The organism is Actinoplanes rectilineatus, from assembly GCF_000962825.1.
GTDB lineage: Bacteria > Actinomycetota > Actinomycetes > Mycobacteriales > Micromonosporaceae > Actinoplanes > Actinoplanes rectilineatus.
On record NZ_JZKF01000027.1, the window covers coordinates 99,147 to 119,654 of the forward strand.

A 20,508-nucleotide genomic window follows, 5' to 3' on the forward strand; every position below is an offset into this window, starting at 1 on the left:
ATCCGGGAGAAGGCCGCCGCAAAAAGGAAGAAGAAAACAGTAGGCCGCCCGCGGAAAAATGAATCGATCAACATCGATGGGAGTTGCCATGGGCATCGTCGCAGGACTCCGTCGCCGGATACTCACCCCCGATATCGCGCAGACCACGATGGCCGTGCGCGGATTCCACGTGAAGAGCCCGGAGGGGCGCGAACGGCTGGAGACCGTCGGCCGGTCCTTCCTGCACGGGTACGCACTGGCCGCCGAGGCCCGTCGCCCGGACGACGCGGCCGCCGGGCTGGACGGTGTCGCCCACGCGTTCCGCGGCTTCGCGTACGAGGGCGCCGCCATGGCGTTCGCCGTCCGTGACGGTCTGCCCTTCGGCGGCCGGTACGTCGAACGCTTCCTGGCCGGCCCCGGAGCACCACACGTCTACATGACCTATGTCGGCGTCGGGTGGGCGATGGCCCGCCTGCCCCGGATGCGCTGGTCGACCCTGCACGCCCCGGACCCGGTGCTGCGCTGGCTGGTCCTCGACGGTTACGGCTTCCACCAGGCCTACTTCAAGACCGCCCGGTACGTCGGCGCGCGTTACCGCCCCGACGACTTCCCCTGGCCGGCCGAGGGCCCGCGCTGGTACGCCGGCCGCGTCATCGACCAGGGCATCGGCCGGGCCATGTGGTTCGTGGCCGGCACCGACGCCCGGCGGCTGCACACCATGATCGAGCGGTTCCCCGAGGACCGCCGGGCCGACCTGTACAGCGGTGCCGGGCTGGCCGCCACGTACGCCGGCGGGGCCACCGAAGCCGAACTGCGCGGCCTGCTCGGGGCGGCCGGCCGCTACGCCGGTGACCTGGCCCAGGGCTCCTCCTTCGCGGCCGGCGCCCGGGTGCGTGCCGGCCTGGTGACCGAGCACACCGCGATGGCCACCGAGGTCTTCTGCGGCTGCACGCCCCAGCGGGCGTCGGCCGTCAACGACGAGGCCCTGACCGGCCTGGACCTCAGGTCGGCGGAGTCGCCGGCCTACGAGCAGTGGCGCCGCCGCATCAAGAACGCCTACCAGCCGCCGGACGGTGCCACGTTGCCGTCGGCCGGCGGGACACGGGAGACAGCATGAGCAGAATCGCCGTCGTCGGCATGGCCTGCCGTTATCCGGACGCCACTTCGGTGCGTGAGCTGTGGGAGAACGCTCTCGCCGCCCGCCGGGGCTTCCGCCGGCTGCCGGACGTCCGGATGCGCCTGGACGACTACTGGGACCCGGACCCCACGGTTCCGGACACCTTCTACGCCAAGCACGCCGGGGTCATCGAGGGGTACGAGTTCGACCGGATCGCCTACAAGGTGGCCGGCTCCACGTTCCGGTCCACCGACATGACCCACTGGCTGGCCCTGGACATCGCCGCGCACGCGCTGGCCGACGCCGGGTTCCCGCTCGGTGAGGGACTGCCGCGGGAGCGGACCGGGGTGGTGGTCGGCAACAGCCTCACCGGCGAGTTCTCCCGGGCCAACCAGCTGCGGCTGCGCTGGCCGTACGTGCGCCGGATGGTCGCCGCCGCGCTCAAGGAGCAGGACTGGGACGACGACCAGCTCGCCGGTTTCCTGGAGGACTTCGAGGCCACCTTCAAGAGCCCGTTCCCGGCCGTCGACGAGGACACCCTCGCCGGTGCGCTGTCGAACACCATCGCCGGCCGGATCTGCAACTACTTCGACTTCAAGGGTGGCGGCTACACCGTCGACGGCGCCTGTTCCTCCTCGCTGCTGTCGGTGGCCACCGCGTGCAAGGCGCTGATCGACGGGGACGTCGACGTCGCGGTGGCCGGCGGGGTGGACCTCTCCATCGACCCGTTCGAGATCATCGGCTTCGCCAAGACCGGCGCCCTGGCCACCGGTGAGATGCGCGTGTACGACCGGCTCTCCAACGGGTTCTGGCCGGGTGAGGGCTGCGGCATGGTGGTGCTGATGCGCGAGGACGAGGCGCTCGCCGCCGGTCACCGCGTGTACGCCTCGGTCGCCGGCTGGGGCATCTCCTCCGACGGCAAGGGCGGGATGACCCGTCCCGAGGTGAGCGGCTACCAGCTCGCCCTGCGCCGGGCGTACGAGCGGTCCGGGTTCGGCCCGGAGACGGTCTCGCTCTTCGAGGGCCACGGCACCGGCACCCGGGTCGGCGACGCCACCGAACTGGGCGCGCTGTCCGCCGCACGCCGGGCCGCCGGACCGTCCGCGCCGCCGGCCGCGATCGGCTCGATCAAGGGCATGATCGGGCACACCAAGGCCGCGGCCGGCGTCGCCGGGCTGATCAAGGCGGCGCTGGCCGTCCACCACGGGGTGTTGCCGCCCAGCGTGGGCACGGTCGACCCGCACGACGTCCTCACCGGCGCCGATCCGGCGCTGCGGGTGCTGCGCAAGGCCGAGCCGTGGCCGCAGGGGGCACCGTTGCGGGCCGGCGTCACCGCGATGGGCTTCGGCGGCATCAACACCCACGTGGTGCTGGAGAACCCGCGGCCCCGGCGGCGTACCGGCCTGGACTCCCGGGCCCGGGTGCTCGCCTCCTCCGGGCAGGACGCCGAACTGCTGCTGTTCGACGGTTCGTCCACCGAGGAACTGCTGCGCCGTACCGATCAGGTCGCCGCGCTGATTCCGCAGTTGGCCTACGGGCAGCTCGGTGACCTGGCCGCGACCCTGCACGGCGAGCTGCGCGGTCTGCCGTTGCGGGCCGCGGTCGTGGTGCACTCCCCGGAGGACGCCGGCGAGCAGCTCCGGCTGCTGCGCGAGCGGATCGTCGCGGGCGTCACCCGGCTGATCCCGGCGGACGGCCGGGTGCTGATCGGCCGGGCCGGGGACACCGCCCGGATCGGCCTCCTGCTGCCCGGCCAGGGTTCCGGCACCGGGGTCAGCGGTGGCGCGCTGCGGCGGCGGTTCGCGGTGGCCGACGCCGTCTACACCGCGGCGGCGCTGCCCACCGGCACGGACACGGTGGCCACCGAGGTCGCGCAGCCGCGGATCGTGACCGGGTCGGCCGCCGCGCTGCGGGTGCTCGACAGTCTCGGCATCGAGGCCGAGGTCGCGGTCGGCCACAGCCTCGGCGAGATCGCCGCCCTGCACTGGGCCGGCGCTCTCGACCAGCCCACCCTGCTGCGGGTGGCGGCGCTGCGCGGCCGCACGATGGCCCGGCACAGTTCGTCCGGCACGATGGCCGGGATCGCCGCCTCCGCGGACGTGGTCGCCGGGTTGATCACCGGTCTGCCGGTGGTGGTCGCCGCGTACAACAGCGACGAGCAGACCGTGGTGGCCGGTGCGGTGGCGGACGTCAAGACGGTGTGCCGGCGGGCCCGGGACGCCGGGATCACCGCCACCGTGCTGACCGTGTCGCACGCGTTCCACTCGCCGTTGGTCGCGCCGGCCGCCGCCGCGTTCCGCGACGAACTCGCCGCGATCGACGTGCGTGCGGTAGGCCGTACCGTCATCTCCACGGTGACCGGCGACGAGCTGACGCCCGGCACGGACCTGGTGGCCCTGCTGCATCGGCAGATCACCGATCCGGTGCTGTTCCGCCAGGCGGTGGCCCGGGCCGCCGCCCGCGTCGACCTGTTCGTCGAAGCCGGTCCGGGCCGGGTGCTCAGCACGCTCGCCGCGCAGGTCACCGACGTGCCCGCGCTGGCCGTCGACACCGACGCGGAGTCGCTGTCCGGGCTGCTGCGGGTGGCCGGCGCGGCGTTCGTCATCGGCGCCGCCGACCTGGACCCGTCACTGTTCCACGACCGGCTGGTGCGCCCGCTGCCGCTGGACGCCGAGTTCACCTTCTTCGCCAGCCCGTGCGAGGAGGCGCCGACCGGGATCCCGGCCCGGCGCCGGCCCGCGCCCGCGACGGCGGCCGTTCCGGCGTCGCCTGCGGCATCCGCCACGGCCGGCACCGGCGAGTCGACCCTCGATCTCCTGCGCCGGCTGGCGGCCGAGCGGGCCGAGCTGCCCCTTGATCTGGTACGCGCGGAGAGCCTGCTCCTGGACGATCTGCACCTCAGTTCGATCACGATCGGACAGGTGGTCAACGCCGCCGCCTCGGCCCTGCGGCTCCCGCCGTCCCAGGTACCGACCAACTTCGCCACCGCCACCGTCGACGAACTGGCCGGGGTGCTCGACCAGGTCCGGTCGACCAGCGACGACGGCGAACCGTCCACGGTTCCGGTGATCGCCGGCGCGGCGTCCTGGGCCCGCCCGTTCCGGGTCGACCTCGACGTCGTCCCGCTCGGCGCACCGGCGGCCCGGGAGAGCTCCGGGGAGTGGACCGTGTACGCGAACGCCGGTCACCCGTACGCCGAGCATCTGCGCCGTGCACTGCTGGCGGCGCAGATCGGCGGGGGAGTGCTGGTCTGCCTGCCGCCGGACTGCACCGAGGACGACCTGGGCCTGGCCCTGGCCGGTGCGCGGGAGGCCATCGCCGCCGGACCGGACACCCGGTACGTGCTCGTCCAGCACGGGCGCGGCGCCGCCGGCCTGGCCAAGACCCTGCACCTGGAGGCCCCGCGGGTCCGGGTCACCGTCGTGCACATGCCGTCCGGGTCGATCGCCGTCGAGCCGGTGGTGGCCGAGGTGGCCGCGACGCGTACGTTCGCCGAGGCGCACTACGACATCGACGGGGTGCGGCACGTGCCGACGCTGCGCCCGATGCCGGTCCGCCCGGCCCGTACGGTGGCCCCGCTGTCCCCGGGCGACGTCCTGCTGGTCACCGGCGGCGGCAAGGGCATCACCGCCGAGTGCGCCCTGGCCGTGGCCTCGGACACCGGTGCCGCCCTGGCACTGCTCGGGCGTTCCGACCCGGCGGCCGACGCCGAACTGGCCGCCAACCTGGAGCGCATCGCCGCGGCCGGGGTCACGGTCCGCTACCAGCGGGCCGACGTCACCGACCCGGATCAGGTCGCCGCGGCGGTCGCCCGGCTGGTCGCCGACCTGGGCCCGGTCACCGCGGTGCTGCACGGGGCGGGACGCAACGAGCCGGCCGCCCTCACCGCGCTGGACGCCGCGGCGTTCCGCGACACCTTCGCCCCGAAGGTCGACGGGCTACGGGCGGTGCTCGACGCGGTCGACCCGGCCGGCCTGCGCCTGCTGGTGGCCCTCGGCAGCATCATCGGCCGGGCCGGCCTGCGCGGCGAGGCGCACTACGCCACCGCCAACGAGTGGCTGGCCGACCTGACCGGTGAGGTGTCCCGCCGGCATCCGGACTGCCGGACGGTCTGCCTGGAGTGGTCGGTCTGGTCCGGGGTCGGCATGGGCGAGCGCCTCGCCGTGGTCGAGTCGCTGACGCGCGACGGTGTCACCCCGATCACCCCCGATCAGGGCGTCGCGATCCTGCGCCGGGTGCTCGCCGACCCGGACGCGCCGGAGGTGGTGGTGATCAGTGGGCGGACCGAGGGGATCGGCACGGTCCGCCGCCCGCAGCCGCCACTGCCGATGTCGCGGTTCGTGGAACACCCGCTGGTCCGCTACCACGGTGTGGAGCTGGTCTGCGAGGTCGAGCTGAACGTCGGCACCGACCTCTACCTGGCCGATCACGACCTGGACGGCAACCTGCTGTTCCCGGCGGTCTTCGGGATGGAGGCGATGGTGCAGGTCGCCGCCGCCACCACCGGTCTGGACCGGCTGCCGGTGATCGAACGGGCCGAGTTCCTGCGCCCGATCATCATCGCCCCGCACGGCCGGGCCCGGATCCGGGTGGCCGCGGTGGTCACCGGCGACGACACGGTCGAGGTGGCGATCCGCAGTGCCGACACCGGGTACGCCGCCGACCACTTCACCGCCCGGCTCACCTTCGGCGCCACCGCGGTGCCGGACGGGCCGCCCGAGCAGGCCGGCGACGATCTGCCGGTGGTCGACCTGGACCCGGCGACCGACCTGTACGACGCGATCCTGTTCCAGGGCCGGCGGTTCCAGCGGCTCGGCCGGTACCACGTGGCCGCCGCCCGGCACGTCGACGCCGAGCTGCACACCGGCACGCCGGCGCCGTGGTTCGCGTCGTTCGTGCCGGACCAGTTGATGCTCGGCGACCCGGGCATCCGGGACGCGCTGATGCACGGCAACCAGGTCTGCGTACCGGATGCCACGCTGCTGCCGGTCGGGGTGGACCGGATCCACCCGGGCGGCGAGAAACTGGCCGCGGCCCAGGGCCTGCGGTACTGCGCCACCGAACGGTCCCGTGATGGCGACCTGTACGTGTACGACGTCGCGTTGCGCTCGGAGTCCGGCGAGGTGCTGGAACGCTGGGAGGGCCTGCGGTTGCGGGCGGTCCGCAAGCAGGACCCGGCCGGCCCGTGGACTCCGGCGCTGCTCGGGCCCTACCTGGAGCGGACGGCCGAGGAGCTGCTCGGCGTACCGGTGGCGACGACCGTGCAGCCGGACGGCGGACGGTCCCGCCGGGGGGCCACCCGGCTCGCCGCGTCCCGGACCTTCCGGGCACCGGTGGAGCTGCGTTACCGCGCCGACGGCCGCCCCGAGTACGGCGACGGCACGGTGTCCGCCGCGCACGCCGCGGGCCTGACCCTGTTCACCGCCGCGGCCGGGCCGCTCGGCTGTGATCTGGAGACCGTCGTGGAACGGGACGCGGGAACCTGGACCGGGCTGCTGGCCGGGCACGACGGGGTGGCCGCGCTGATCGCCCGGACCACGGGGGAGAGCACCGACCAGGCCGCGACCCGGGTCTGGTCGGCCCTGGAGTGCCTGCGCAAGGCCGGGCGGCCCCTCGACGGCCCGCTGACCGTGCTGCCCGCCGGCCGGGACCGGTGGATCACTCTGCGAGCCGGTGACCTGACCGTCGCGACGTTCGCCACCGGGGTCCGTGGCGTTCCGCGGCCGGTCGTGGTCGCCGTGCTCGCCGGATCGGGGAGGTGAGATGGACAAGTACTACGAGTACCCGCACACCGTCGGTTTCGAGGAGACCAACATCGTCGGGAACGTCTACTACGTCAACTATCTGCGCTGGCAGGGCCGGTGCCGGGAGATGTTCCTCAAGACCCACGCACCGGACGTCCTGACCGATCTGCGTGACGGCCTGAAGCTGTTCACCCTGCGGGTGGACTGCGAGTTCTTCGCCGAGATCACCGCGTTCGACGAACTGTCGATCCGGATGCGGCTGGTCGAACTCGGCCAGACCCAGTTGGAGTTCGGCTTCGACTACGTGCGCCTCGACCCGGCCGGCGGCGAGACCCTGGTGGCCCGGGGCAGCCAGCGGGTGGCGTGCATGCGCGGGCCGAACACCCGGACGGTGCCCACCCGGGTACCGGAGGAACTGGCGGCGGCGCTGGAGCCGTACGCGGCGGCCGGGAGTGTGACCCGGTGACCGCCACCGGGGAGCCGGCGCTGGACCGGTCGGTGTTGCGCCGGGTTTTCGGCACCTTCGCCACCGGCGTCACCGTGGTGACCGTCGGTGGTGGTGAGCCGCACGGCATGACCGCGAACTCGTTCACCGCCGTCTCGCTCGACCCGCCGCTGCTGCTGGTCTGCGTGGAGCACGACGCGGTGATGCACGAGGCGCTGGTGGCGGCGGGCCGGTTCGCGGTGTCGGTCCTGGCGGCCGGGCACGGTCCGGTCGCCCGGTACTTCGCCGACCGGCGCCGGCCGCTCGGCGGGGAACAGTTCGTCTCGGTGGACGTCCACCCCGGCGAGCACACCGGCGCGCCGTTGATCGACGGCGCCCTGGCCCACTTCGAGTGCGCGCTGTGGAACGCCTACGACGGCGGTGACCACACCATCTTCATCGGACGGCTGCTGGACGCCCGGTGCGGCGAGGACGACGCGGCGTTGCTCTTCCACCGCGGGCGGCTGTCCCCGGCGGACCGGGACCCGAGCGGGGTGGCGGCATGAGCAGCCCTGTGCCGCCCGGCCCGCCGCGGAGCGCGGCGATGCGGATGCTCCTGGTGATGGGCCGGGACCGGCTGGGCATGATGACCTCGGCGGCCGGCCGCTACGGCGACGTGGCCCGGCTGCCGGTCGGTCCCAAACGGCTGTGGTTCTTCAACCACCCGGCGACCGCGAAGCACGTGCTCGCCGACAACGCCGGCAACTACCACAAGGGGATCGGCCTGGTGCACGCCCGCCGGGCGCTCGGCGACGGTCTGCTCACCAGCGAGGGCGAGTTGTGGCGTAAGCAGCGCCGGGTGATCCAGCCGGCGTTCCAGAGCCGCCGGATCGCCGCGCAGGCCGGCATCGTCGCGGAGGAGGCGGAGAAACTGGTCGCCCGGCTGCGCCGGCACGCCGGCGGGGAACCGGTGGACGTCCTGCAGGAGATGACCGGGCTGACTCTCGGGGTGCTGGGCCGGACCCTGCTGGACACCGACCTGAGCCGGTTCGCGACGATCGGCGACGACTTCGCCGCGGTGCAGGACCAGGCGATGTTCGAACTGGCCACGCTGGGCGCGGTCCCCGGCTGGGTGCCGCTGCCCCGGCAGCGGCGGTTCCGCCGGGCCAGAAGAAACCTCGAGGGTACGGTCGACCGTCTGGTCGCCGACCGTCCGGATCCGGTCGGCGACGACGTCCTGTCCCGGCTGATCGTGTCGACGGGCGCCGAGCGGGACCCCCGGATCGCCCGGGAGCGCCTGCGCGACGAGCTGGTCACCCTGCTGCTGGCCGGGCACGAGACCACCGCCAGCACGCTGAGCTGGACGTTGCATCTGGTGGACCGGCATCCCGATGTGCGCGAACGCCTGCACGAGGAGGCGGTCCGGGTGCTCGGTGACCGGCCGCCGGTCTTCGAGGACCTGCACCGGTTGCGATACACCGCGATGGTGCTGGACGAGGCGATGCGGCTGTTCCCGCCGGTGTGGATCCTGCCCCGCAAGTCGGTCGGTCCGGACGTGATCGGCGGGTTCCGGGTGCCGGCCGGGGCGGATGTGCTGATCTGCCCGTACACCCTGCACCGGCATCCGGGGTTCTGGCCGGACCCGGAGCGTTTCGACCCGGAGCGTTTCGATCCGGACGCCTCGCCGGACCGGCCCCGGTACGCGTACATCCCGTTCGGTGCCGGGCCCCGGTTCTGTGTGGGCAACCACCTGGGGCTGATGGAGGCGGCGTTCGTGCTGGCCATGATCGTCCGGGACCTGCGCCTGACCTCGGTGCCGGGCCGTCCGGTGGTGCCGGAGCCGATGTTGTCGCTACGGGTGCGGGGTGGTCTGCCGATGACGGTCGAGGAGGTGGGCTAGCCCGGGCGCCGCGGTCTCTCCGGGGGTCACCCGGTTCTTATATATCGATATTCATCGATCTTATGGGCTCGAAGACGAAGGGAAAGTCATTGCCACCCCACAACGTCAGCCGCGCACGCCGCCTGCTGCCCGCCGCGTTCGTCCTGGTCCTGGTGCTGGGCGCGTACCTGGTGGCCCGGTTGCCGTCGGCCTCGGCCGCCACCCGGTCCACCATGGCCGCGGGCTTCCGCTTCACCGAGCTGCCCATCGCCCTGCCGGCGGGCCTGCCGGAGAACACGGTCCGGCAGGTCAACCCCAAGTACGAGCACATCAAGTCGTGGATCTCCTCGGTCGGCGCAGCGATCGCCGTCAACGACCTCGACGGTGACGGCGCCGCCGACGACCTGTGCCTGGTCGACACCCGCAGCGACAGCGTCGTCGTCACCCCGGCGCCGCAGACCGGCGACTACCCGCCGTTCGTGCTCACCCCCGACCCGCTGCCCACCGGGCCGGCCATCGCCCCGATGGGGTGCACCCCCGGCGACTTCAACGGCGACGGCCGGACGGACCTGCTCGTCTACTACTGGGGGCGTACCCCGGTGCTGTTCCTGCACCGGGCCGGCGCCACCGGGCTGACCCCGGCGACGTTCCACCCCACCGAGCTGATCCCGCAGGCCGACCCGCCCGACAACCTGTACCGCGGGCCGCTCTGGAACACCAACGCGGTCGCGGTGGCCGACTTCGACGGCGACGGCAACCCGGACATCGGAATCTTCAACTACTTCCCGGAGACCAAGGTCCTCGACCCCACCGGCAACGCCAACGTGGAGATGAACCACTCGATGTCCCGGGCCCGCAACTCCGGTGGTGCCCACGTCCTGCGCTGGACCGCCGCCACCTCCGGCGACCAGCCCTCGGTCACCTATCAGGAACAACCCGCCATCCGCTCCGAACTGGCCACCGGCTGGACCCTCGGCTCCGCCTCCGCCGACCTCGACGGCGACCTGCTGCCCGAGCTGTACCTCGCCAACGACTTCGGCAACGACCGGTTCTTCCACAACGTGTCCACGCCCGGCCGGATCCGCTTCACCCTCGCCGAGGGGCGCCGGGACCCGCTCACCCCGAAGTCGATGGTGATGGGCCACGACTCGTTCAAGGGGATGTCCGCCGACTTCGCCGACCTCGACCACGACGGCCGGTTCGACCTGTTCGTCAGCAACATCACCGAGAGCTGGGGCCTGGAGGAGAGCAACCTGGTCTGGCACAACACCGCGAGCAGCCCGGCCGAGGCTGGACGGCTGATGCGCGACGGGGTGGCGCCCTTCGAGAACCGGGCCGCCGAGCAGAACCTGGCCTGGATCGGCTGGGGCTGGGACGCCAAGATGGCCGACTTCGACAACAGCGGGCAGCTCGCCGTCGTGCAGACGTCCGGCTTCGTCAAAGGTGAGATCAACCGGTTCAACTGGCTCCAGGAACTCGCCATGAGCAACGACCTGATGCTCCAGGAACCGCAGATGTGGCCCAAGGCCGAACCCGGTGACGACCTGGCCGGCGGCAACCACGTGGCCTTCTGGGTCAAGGAACCGGACAACGGCCGGTACGTCGACCTCAGCCCGCAACTCGGCATGGACGCCCGGATCCCCAGCCGTGGTGTGGCCGTCGCCGATGCCGACGCCGACGGCTCCCAGGACTTCGCCGTGGCCCGGCAGTGGGGCGCACCCGTCTACTACCGCAACACCCGCCCGGCCGGTGACGACTACCTGCATCTGCGTCTGTACCGCCCGGTCACGGTGCCCGGCGGTGCCGCCACGACGGCCGCGGTCCCGGGCAGCCCCGCGTACGGCGCCCAGGTGCGGATCGTCACCGCCGACGGCCGGATCCAGGTGGCCCAGCTCGACGGAGGCGGCGGGCACTCCGGCAAACGCAGCTTCGACATCCACTTCGGACTCGGCGCGGCCGGGGCGCGACCGGTGTCGACCGAGATCAGTTGGCGGGCCGCCGACGGCTCCCCGCACACCCAGAAGCTCGACCTCACCGCCGGATCGCACGACTTCGTGCTCACCGGCCAGGCCCAGGAGGTGACAGCCCGGTGACCGACGTCCGCAACCCCCGGCTCGCCGACGCACCGTCCGTGACGGCGGAACGCGCGGAGCGTACCCCCGAGATCGCCGCGGCAGCGGCGCAACGCCCCGGAACGCCGCCGCGCGTCGACAAGCGCGACCCCCGCTACCTCGCGCTGCGCAACTTCGCGATCTCCATGTCGATCTTCAACATCCTGGGGTACACCGTCCTCGGCTTCGAACAGCCCTGGCTGTGGCCGTTCCTGGCCCTCGCCGTCGGATACACCGCGGAGATCGTCATCGAGGTGGTCTCGGCCCGGGCACTGCGGCGTCCACCGGCCTTCTCCGGGAACGGCGCCTGGGGCGTGTACACCTTCCTGCTGCCCACCCACATCACCGCCCTCGCGGCGAACATGCTCCTCTACGCCAACGACACCTTCTGGCCGATCGCCTTCGCCGTGCTGGTCGCCATCGGTCAGAAGGCGGTCTTCCAGGCACCGATCAACGGCCGGATGCGGCACTTCCTCAACCCGTCCAACTTCGGCATCACGGTGGCCCTGCTCTGCTTCGGCTGGGTCAACATCGCCCCGCCCTACCAGTTCACCGAGAGCGTGCCGGACGTCATCAGCATCATGGTGCCGGTCGTGATCATCACCGCCGGCACCGTGCTCAACGCGATGCTGACCAAGAAGGTGCCGCTGATCGTCGGCTGGGCGGGCGGCTTCGTCATCCAGGCCCTCCTGCGGCACTTCATCTGGGACGTGGCCCTCTGGGCGGCCCTGGTGCCGATGACCGGGGTGGCCTTCATCCTCTTCACCAACTACATGATCACCGACCCGGGCACCACGCCCTCCGCCCCGCGCTGGCAGTTCATGTTCGGCTCGTCGGTGGCCATGGTCTACGGCGTACTGATGGTCTTCAACGTGGTGTACACGCTGTTCTTCGCCGTCACCCTCGTCTGCATGGCCCGCGGCCTGTACTGGTGGGGCCGCTGGCTGCTCGACCGGCGCCGGCAGCACGGCCTGGAACCGGTCGCGCCGCCCGCTGCGGTGGAACTGCCCGTCGCCCGCTGAGAACCGGGGGAGGCGCGCCGACCGCCGCCTCCCCCCGTCCGCCACACGATCGTTGGGAGCGTCAGTGGTCCTCGTCTCCGCACCCCAGAGAGCCCGCACCGGCCGGGCCGTCATCGCCGCCGCGGTGGGTGGCGTCCTGCTCGCCGTACTGTGGTCCTTCGAATTCGTCGACTCGGTCATCGGCGACAACGTCGCGAACACCATCCTGGACCGGGACGCGAAACACACGGCCATCACCGGCGTCACCGCCGGACTGGTCTTCGCCTTCGTCTCCGGGCTGGCCGGCACCTTCACCGCCTGCAACATCGCCATGGCGGCCGCCGTCGGCCCGATGAGCCAGGCCGGCGACACCGCCTCGCTGCGCGGCCTGCTCCGGCCGGTCGGCCTGCTCACCGCCGGCATGGTCACCGTCTCCGCCCTGTACGGAATCGCCGGTGTCCTGCTCGGCGACCGCCTGCCGCAACTGTCCACGGCCACCACCGCCGGCGGTGTACCGGTGCGCATCATCCAGGCCTCGGTGGTGTTCGGCCTGATCGGCCTGGCGCTGATCTATCTCGGACTCGCCGCGCTCGGCGTGGTCCGCGACGTGTTCCGCGACCGGCCGTCCGGCCGGGTCGTCGCCCTCGGCGCGCTGATCGGCGGCTTCCTGATCGGACGGCCCTACCCGCTGTTCAACAAACTGTTCCACTGGGCGGTGGACACCCACAACCCGCTCGCCGGCGCCGCAGCCTTCGTCCTCCAGTCCCTCGGCAACATCCTGATCGTCACGCTGATCTTCGTGCTGCTGGTGGTGGGCACCCGCGGGCGGTTCCCGCGCCGGCTGGCGGCGGATCCGCGCCGGGCGGCGCTGATCACCGGGGTTCTCCTGCTCGGACTCGGTGTCTTCACCGTCGTCTACTGGGACCTGCGGGTGCCCGCCCACTTCGGCTTCGGCTGGTTTCCCACGCTGCCGTACAACCGCTGACGCCCGGGTTGTTCAGCCCCCGACATCTATGAACGGAGATCCGTCATGAACCACCGATGGCACCGGGGCGCGCTCGGCGCCTTCATGGTCGTCGTGCTCGCCCACTGGGCCGAACACCTGGTGCAGGCGTACCAGATCTGGGTCCTCGGCTGGGCCCGCCCCGAGGCCCGCGGCGTGCTCGGCCAGTTCTTCCCCTGGCTGGTCACCTCCGAGTGGATGCACTACGGGTACGCCCTCGTCATGATCATCGGGTTGTTCCTGCTGCGCCCGGGGTTCGCCGGACGGGCGCGTACCTGGTGGACGGTGGCCCTGGTGATCCAGTTCTGGCACCACATCGAGCATCTCCTGCTGCTCGTCCAGGCGCAGACCCACCACTTCCTGTTCGGCGCGGCGGCACCGACGAGCGTGCTGCAGATCGTCTATCCGAGGGTGGAGCTGCACCTGTTCTACAACTCCGTCGTCTTCCTGCCCATGGTCGTCGCCATGTACCTCCATCTGCGCCCCAACCGGCACGAACGCGAACTGATGGACTGCACCTGCGCCGGAGCCGCGCCGCAGTCGGCCACCGTGGCGGCCTGACCATGGCCGGCTCCGTCCGCCCGGTGAGATCCCGGCCCACGCCGGTGGCTGTTCGTCCGGTGGGACCCCGGTCCGCCCCGGTGGCTGTTCGTCCGCTGGGCTCCGGGTCCGCCCCGGTGGCCATTCGCTCGGCCGGCCGCCGGTGAACCGTCGCACCCGCCTGCTGATCGCCGCCGTACTGGTGTCCGCGCCACTCGCCGTGCTGCTCGCGACGACCGGCCGTCCCGAACCGATCCGGCTGCTCGGCAGCTCACCGGCCGACACGCAGGTGGTGCCCGGGAGGGTCACCGCCATCACCCTGGAACTCTCCGCCGACGCCGACCCGGCCGCGTCACACATCACGGTGACCGACCGGGCCGGCCGGGAGATGCCGTCCGGGCCCCTCACCGCCGGCGCCGGGCACATCCTGACCATGCCGGTCACCGTCAGTGGGTCCACCACGTACCAGGCCGCCTACCACGTGGTCGGCGCCACCGGTGCCCCCGCGAGCGGCGTGATCCGCTTCGCGGTCGACGGCCGGGCCGCCGGCGCATCGGGCTCCGCCGGGGCGGCTCCCGGGAGTACCGATGCGGGAGCCGCGACGGCCGGACACGAGCACAGCCACGGGGTGGACCCGGTGAGCGCGATCCTGCTGCTGGCCAACCTGGTCGCCGTACTGGTCGCCGGCTTTCTGCTGGCCCGCCGCCCCGCCGTCCCGGCACACCGGACATCGGGTGATGATCCCGGTCCGGAGTCGCGGCCACTCGCCGGCGTTCCCGAGGGCCGGCGGTCGGCATGGACATACCGGGAACCGGAGGGCGAACCCCCGGACGGCCGGTGACAAGCCCGATCACCGCCTCACCGCGGGCGGCCCGGGACCACGCTCACCCCGCGAACGTTCCGGGGGTGGGCGGGTGGAGGGCCGTCAGAAGGTGCGTCCCCGTGCGGCCCGGTCGGCCCGGATCTCGGCGGACTGGAGGGCCAGCTGGGCGGCGAAGTCGACGGCGCCGACACGAAGGGCCAGGGCCCGGGTGGGGCGCGGGTGGCCCTTCGCCGTCAGGGAAGCCAGCCAACGCTTCTCCAGGCGGCGCCGGCCCAGGTAGGCGGCCAGGGACAAGGCTGCCATGCCGGCGGCGAGGGCGGCCTTGCGGTTGTCGAACTCCGGTGCCTCGTCGAGGCCCTCGACCTCGGGGCTGATCTCGGCCTCGGCCGGGGTGACCGACGGGTCGGCCAAGGCGGGGACCGGGTCGGCCAGGCCGGCGAAGGCCTGTTTGACCTCGTCGGCGACGGGGGAGACGGCGTACACGGCCGCGCCGATGGTGAGGACCGTGGTGAACCGGGCGAGCCGGCGCCGCCCGGGTGTCAGTTCGCCGGCGGCGATCCAGAGGCCGCTCAACACCCCCTGCAGTCCGGCCATCACGGCGGCGTTCCGGTACGAGCGGGAATCGTTGTCGTGGGATGCCATACCGCCGACCGTACCGCCGCTGATCAACGCGGGAGCAGACGCCGGTGCGACGTCGCCGGTGGCAAGGGCAGAGGGACCGGCTCGGCCGCAGCCCCGCGGGACCCACGACACACCGCACAACACTTGTCAACGGACTGTCACATCTCCGTGGGGGCACCGCCACGTCCTCCGGCCACCGTCGTTACTACCAGGGCGGAAAGGACATTGAGATGGTGATGGCGGAGAAGGTCGCGGTGGGCGTCAGCCAGGTACGGATCGACGTGCACGGCGGCATCGCCTTCGTGACGGTCCGCGGCGACGTGGACCGTGGCATGGCCCCCGGCCTGCGGGACGTGCTGGCCTGGGCGGTCGACCACCACGACGGGGTGGTCGCCGACCTGTCCGGCGCCGGTCACGTGGACCGGGCCGGACTGAGCGTGCTGCTGCAGAGCCAGGACCGGGCGCACGTCCGCGCCTGCGCCCTGGCCCTCGCCGAACCGTCCCCCGCGCTGCGATCCGCACTCGCCGGCCTGCAGGCCGACGCGATGTTCCCGATGTTCGACCACTGCGCCGACGCGGTCGCCTGGCTGCGGACCGCCGGACACCGCTGACCACGGGTGTGTCCCGGATCATCTGAGCCGGGCCGGCCGAAACGTCAGGCCGTTACCGTTCCCGCCGATTCGTCCCGTCACATGGGCTGTCCTGCCGGGTGACCGGCAGGACAGCCCCGGACACGGATCCACGGGGGCGGACACATGACAGGCTGGCTACGGGACCTGCGGCTACGGACCAAGGTCGGCGCCGCCGTGACGGTGATGGGCGTCACGGCGGTCGTGGTCGGCGGCGTCGGGGTGGCCGGCCTGAGCAACGTCGACTCCCGGGCCGGCACGATCACCGAGGACAACCTGGCCAACACGGTGCAACTCGCCGTGCTCCGGCAGGCCATGGCGCAGACCGCGATCGACCTGCTCACCCACAACGCCGCACCGGACGACGCGGCGATGACGGACGCGGTGAGCGCACTGGCCGCCGACGACAAGGCGTTCACCGCGGCGCTCGCCGACTACGTGGCCGGCACCCACGCGGCCTCGGACGCCCAGGTCACCGCCCTGACGAAGGCCTGGACCGGCTACCAGCAGATCCGGGACGAGCAACTGGTGCCGCTGAGCACGGCCAACGACTCGGACAGCTTCGCCGAGGTCAACAAGACCGAGGCACAGCCCCTGTACGACCAGGCCGCCGCCCAGATCGTCGCGATGTCGAAAGCCGAGGCGGCCTCCGCGAGCGCCGCCGCCGAAGAGGTGCACAGCACGTTCACCGCGGCCCGCACCCTGGTCCTGATCGTGCTCGTCCTCGGCCTGCTGGCGGCCGTCCTGGCCGCCGCCGCCGTGGTCCGGTCGATCACCGGTCCACTGCGCCGGGTCTCCGGGGTGCTGCGCGCGGTCGCCGACGGTGACCTGACCGGCCGGGTCGACGTGACCAGCCGCGACGAACTGGGCGTGATGGCCGGCGACGTGAACCGGGCGGTCGACGGCATGCGCAGCGCGGTGACCGTGCTCAGCCGCTCCGCCGGGACGATCTCCGGCGCCATCGGGGTGCTCACCTCCAGCAGCGCCGTGGTCGAACAGTCGGCACGGCAGGTGGCGCAGGGCTCGGCGCAGGTCACCGAGAACACGCAGAACGTGGCCGACAGCATGACCGGTGCGGCAGCGGGCAGCGAGGAGATGAGCGCGACGATCGACGAGATCGCCCGCAGCGCGGCCGAGGTGGCGGCGATCGCCGGGGAGGCCAGCACGACCGCCCACCGGACCCGCGAGCAGGTCGAACACCTGGCCGGATCGTCGGCCGAGATCTCCGGCGTGGTCAACCTGATCACGGCGATCGCCAGCCAGACGAACCTCCTCGCCCTGAACGCGACGATCGAGGCGGCCCGCGCGGGCGAGTCGGGCAAGGGGTTCGCGGTGGTGGCCGGCGAGGTGAAGACGCTGGCCGAGCAGACGGCCCGGGCGACGGCGTCGATCACCGAGCGGGTGGCGGCGATCCAGGCCGGCACCGAACAGGCCAACGGGGCGATCACCGAGATCAGCGACGTGATCGACCGGATCCGCGAATACCAGACGACGATGGCCGCGGCGATCGAGGAGCAGAGCGCCACGACGGCGGAGATGCGCAACAGTGTGGCGTACGCGGCGGGCGGCGCGGGCACCATCGCGGCTACGGTCACCGAGTTCAGTGGGGCGGCGACTGCCACGGTGGACGCGGTGGGCGAGACGCAGCGGTCGATCGCGGACCTGACCGCCACCAGCGGGGAGCTGAGCCGGGTGATCGCCGGCTTCCGTGTCTGACCCGGCTCCGGCTCGTTTCGTGCCTGACCTGGTTCCCGTTTCCCGGCTCCGGCTCGGTCGCCGCGATCGATCCGTGCTTCGTGTCGGCCTGTCCTTCGTGTGACGCACCTTCCGTATTGACGCACCTTCCGTATTGACCCGCCTTTCGTGTCGACCCAGAACAGCACAGTCGCCGGGACCCGTCGGTTCCGGCGACTGTGCTGTTGCGCGTACACGATGAAAGAGGTTGGGGCAGCGGCCTTCTGGCGCGCGGGGTTTAGAAACCGACGCGGAAGGTGGCGTCCTGTTTGTCGGTGGCGGCCGACGCGCTGGTGATCGGATCGATGCGCAGCACGTAGGCGGAGTGCCGCAGGTAGCGGTCCGGATAGTTGTACGACTGGAAGGACGTCCACGTGCTGTCCGCCCAGCCGGCCACCCGCCGGAACGTGGCATCGGCATTGAATGTGCTGGTCCCGTCGTTGGCGCTCAACACGATCGCGTAGTTGGAGTGCCGCAGGTAGCGGTCCGGGTAGTTGACCGACCGGAACGACACCGCCGACGAGTCCGCCAGGCCCGGCACCAGGGTCCACTGCTGGTCCTGGAACGGGTCGAACGGGTAGGTGTCGATGCGCCCGACGTTGTTGGCGTGCCGGATGTAGCGGTCCGGATAGTTGTACGACTTGATCCGGCTCCAGGACGGCGTGCCCCATCGGGTCGTCAGTGCAGTCGACTCGGCCGTCGTGATCGGTGTGATGCCCAGGTGCTTGGAGTTCAGCGGCTGGGTGTACGCACGATCGTTCAGCAACGTCCACGATCCGCCGGCCAGGCTGGTGGTCTGCCAGCAGAAGAACCGGCCGTTCGGGCTCCAGGTGTCGCCCCACATGTACCAGACGTTCGCGGTGTTCGACTTGACGATCTGCGGGGCCTCGACACCACGACCCGGGGTGATGGCGCCGGTGTAGATGCTGAAACCGCCCGGGTTGAGCGTGCTCGACCGCGTGCCCAGCAGCGTGCTGTTCGTGTTGTTCTTGTAGTACATGTAGTTGACTCCGTCAACATTGACGAAGCTGCCGTCAATGGCGTCGTAGCCCGGGTCGAACAGGACCTGCGGTGCCGTCGCCGTGACGAAGTCGGACGTCCAGTTGACCATCAACACGTTGTGACCGGTGCTGTTGACCGCCGAGTACACCACCGCGTACTGATTGCGCGATGCGTCCCAGACCGCCTCGGGCGCCCACGCGTGGGTGGCCAGCGAGTGCACCTTCAACAGCCGGTACCCGGTGAAGCTGCGCAGGTCGGGGGAGTCCCAGACGTGCAGGTACTGGCTCTGGTAACTCCAGTCGGTGCCGTTCAGGTCGGTCGCCAGCACGACGAACGTGCCGTCCTGCTTGCGCAGGATGAACGGGTCCCGCAGGCCGCCGGAACCCTGCGTCGGCGTCGCGACCGCGTTGTTCTGGTTGAGCGGCGTCCAGTTCAGGCCGTCGGTGCTGACCGCCAGGTGCAGGCCGTAACTGGCCCCGGCCATCGTCGGCGACTCCTTGAAGTACGCCATCGCGTAGCCGCCGTAGGTCGCCGCCTGGGCCGGCCCGGGAAGCCGGAGCGCCCCGGCGCCGGGGATCGCCAGCGCGCCGCCGACCGCACCCGCGCCGGCCAGGAGGGCGCGCCGCTTCAGCCCGCTCACTTGGCGATCGCCGTCCCGTGCCGGCACCCCGAGCAGGTGATCTTGCTGAGGCTCGTCCAGGTGTTCAGGTCCGAGGTGGTGGCGGTGTAGATGCCGTCACCCGCGCTGTAGTGGTCCACGTAGATCCGCCAGCGCCCGTCGTCCAGCTTGACCAGCGACGGACCCTCGTAACCCGAGGCCCACAGGGTGCCCTTGTTGACCCAGCCCTCGGTCAGGTTCGCCGTGGTCGTCCAGTGCTCGATGTACTTGGTCGACTCGTTCTTGGTGAACGCGTGCCACGTACTGCCTGACTTGACGACATACGTATCAATATGATTCGTGCCCAGGCCCCACATCTGCGCCGGGCCGCTCCAGCTGGTCAGCGCGCTGTTCTGCGCCGTGTAGACGTACGGCCGGAAGACGTAGGACGCGGCGCTCGTCGCGATGCTGGTGATCAGCTTGACGGTGCCGTCGCCGGTGTAGAACTCCGGCGCCCAGGCGTAGTTCGCGTTGGTGATCCCGGCCGGGATGCTGGCGATGTTCGTCCACGTCGTCAGGTTGGTGCTGCTGGCGATGTTGAAGTAGGTGGAGTTCGTGGTCCACGACTGCACCGTGTAGGCCGCGTAGTAGACGCCGTTCCACTTCAGGATGCTCGGGTCGCGCAGCACTCCGGTGGGCCCGTGGAAGTTCGTGTCCACCAGAGTGCTGTAGGTGGTCCCGCCGTCGGTCGACTGATAGATCCACAGCTCTTCGTCGGCGACCGCGTCGCCCTTGAAGGTCGCGTAGACCAGCGTGGTCGCCGCCAGGGCGGGCGGGGGACAGACCAGAGCGCCGAGGACGGCCGCCAGCACGGCAGCCATCCGGACACGCCACGATCTCATGTCGCCTCCAAGACGTTGTTAGCGCTAACAATCCGGGGCGGGGGATGGGCGCTCCGGATGGGGGATGCGCTTGTGCTCGGGGTGTTGCTTCGAGGTTGCTGAATGATTGCGCTCAGATATCCACCCTGTCAAGGTGGTCGATCTCCGCGTCCCTCCCGCCCTCTTTTGCCGGGTACGCCCGGAGCGCCCCACCGCCGTCGGCCGTTAAATGCGTGGCGCAGGAATGCGAGTCGTTTCTAGAGTGGGTACCACTGAAGGCGAGAACGAGTCAGGAGAAACCGATGTTCGAGATCGACGGCGATAGTGAGGTGATCTCAGCGAGAAGGGGCGTCTGATTCTGTACGACACGGGCAAATGCCTGCGGATCGGACGGTGCTGGATATAGGCGTGGAGCCATCGAT

General features: G+C 71.5%; 15 protein-coding genes. 12 read left to right on the forward strand and 3 right to left on the reverse strand.

All coding sequences use genetic code 11. The features are described 5' to 3' along the window. Positions 1 to 88 precede the first annotated feature (88 nt). From WH85_RS21545 to WH85_RS47205, 10 genes are all read left to right on the forward strand, one after another. Entirely contained in the window at positions 89 to 1,096 is a 1,008-nt protein-coding gene (locus WH85_RS21545; protein WP_045743731.1) for a DUF1702 family protein, read from the forward strand. Then, positions 1,093 to 6,858, forward strand: a complete 5,766-nt coding sequence (locus WH85_RS21550; protein ID WP_045743732.1) for a type I polyketide synthase — start codon at positions 1,093 to 1,095, stop codon at positions 6,856 to 6,858. The genes WH85_RS21545 and WH85_RS21550 overlap by 4 nt, the downstream gene beginning before the upstream one ends. Before the next feature lies 1 nt (position 6,859). Continuing rightward, on the forward strand, positions 6,860 to 7,306 hold the full coding sequence (locus WH85_RS21555; RefSeq protein WP_045743733.1) for an acyl-CoA thioesterase: 447 nt from the start codon (positions 6,860 to 6,862) through the stop codon (positions 7,304 to 7,306). Then, positions 7,303 to 7,830, forward strand: coding sequence for a flavin reductase family protein (locus WH85_RS21560; protein ID WP_045743734.1), 528 nt, complete (start codon positions 7,303 to 7,305; stop codon positions 7,828 to 7,830). The genes WH85_RS21555 and WH85_RS21560 overlap by 4 nt, the downstream gene beginning before the upstream one ends. Then, on the forward strand, positions 7,827 to 9,164 hold the full coding sequence (locus tag WH85_RS21565) for a cytochrome P450 (RefSeq protein ID WP_045743735.1): 1,338 nt from the start codon (positions 7,827 to 7,829) through the stop codon (positions 9,162 to 9,164). Before WH85_RS21560 ends, WH85_RS21565 begins: the two co-directional genes overlap by 4 nt. Before the next feature lie 62 nt (positions 9,165 to 9,226). Continuing rightward, a complete protein-coding gene (locus WH85_RS21570; RefSeq protein WP_083449154.1) occupies positions 9,227 to 11,236 on the forward strand; it encodes a CRTAC1 family protein in 2,010 nt (669 codons plus the stop codon). Further along, complete coding sequence (locus WH85_RS21575) at positions 11,233 to 12,276, forward strand: hypothetical protein (RefSeq protein ID WP_045743736.1); 1,044 nt, start codon at positions 11,233 to 11,235, stop codon at positions 12,274 to 12,276. Before WH85_RS21570 ends, WH85_RS21575 begins: the two co-directional genes overlap by 4 nt. Before the next feature lie 64 nt (positions 12,277 to 12,340). Beyond that, the gene (locus WH85_RS21580; protein ID WP_245674035.1) at positions 12,341 to 13,240 is read left to right on the forward strand and encodes a hypothetical protein; all 900 of its coding nucleotides are present in this window, start codon (positions 12,341 to 12,343) and stop codon (positions 13,238 to 13,240) included. A gap of 45 nt (positions 13,241 to 13,285) precedes the next feature. Beyond that, entirely contained in the window at positions 13,286 to 13,819 is a 534-nt protein-coding gene (locus WH85_RS21585; RefSeq protein WP_045743738.1) for a hypothetical protein, read from the forward strand. A 142-nt stretch (positions 13,820 to 13,961) separates the two neighbouring features. Then, positions 13,962 to 14,639 carry a copper resistance CopC family protein gene (locus tag WH85_RS47205; RefSeq protein ID WP_052720615.1) on the forward strand — a complete coding sequence of 226 codons (678 nt, stop codon included), beginning with the start codon at positions 13,962 to 13,964 and terminating at the stop codon, positions 14,637 to 14,639. Positions 14,640 to 14,723: 84 nt separating this feature from the next. Here WH85_RS47205 and WH85_RS21595 read toward each other — a convergent pair whose 3' ends face one another. Next, a complete protein-coding gene (locus tag WH85_RS21595; RefSeq protein WP_045743739.1) occupies positions 14,724 to 15,263 on the reverse strand; it encodes a hypothetical protein in 540 nt (179 codons plus the stop codon). A 209-nt stretch (positions 15,264 to 15,472) separates the two neighbouring features. Between WH85_RS21595 and WH85_RS21600 the strand changes: the two genes are divergently transcribed. Together WH85_RS21600 and WH85_RS21605 are read left to right on the forward strand one after the other, a co-directional pair. Then, on the forward strand, positions 15,473 to 15,853 hold the full coding sequence (locus WH85_RS21600; protein WP_045743740.1) for an STAS domain-containing protein: 381 nt from the start codon (positions 15,473 to 15,475) through the stop codon (positions 15,851 to 15,853). A 144-nt stretch (positions 15,854 to 15,997) separates the two neighbouring features. Continuing rightward, a complete protein-coding gene (locus WH85_RS21605) occupies positions 15,998 to 17,587 on the forward strand; it encodes a methyl-accepting chemotaxis protein (protein ID WP_045743741.1) in 1,590 nt (529 codons plus the stop codon). Between the two features lie 256 nt (positions 17,588 to 17,843). Here WH85_RS21605 and WH85_RS21610 read toward each other — a convergent pair whose 3' ends face one another. Then, positions 17,844 to 19,247, reverse strand: a complete 1,404-nt coding sequence (locus WH85_RS21610; protein ID WP_245674036.1) for a glycoside hydrolase family 43 protein — start codon at positions 19,245 to 19,247, stop codon at positions 17,844 to 17,846. Continuing rightward, the gene (locus WH85_RS21615; RefSeq protein WP_052720617.1) at positions 19,244 to 20,107 is read right to left on the reverse strand and encodes a glycoside hydrolase family protein; all 864 of its coding nucleotides are present in this window, start codon (positions 20,105 to 20,107) and stop codon (positions 19,244 to 19,246) included. The genes WH85_RS21610 and WH85_RS21615 overlap by 4 nt, the downstream gene beginning before the upstream one ends. Positions 20,108 to 20,508 lie beyond the last annotated feature (401 nt).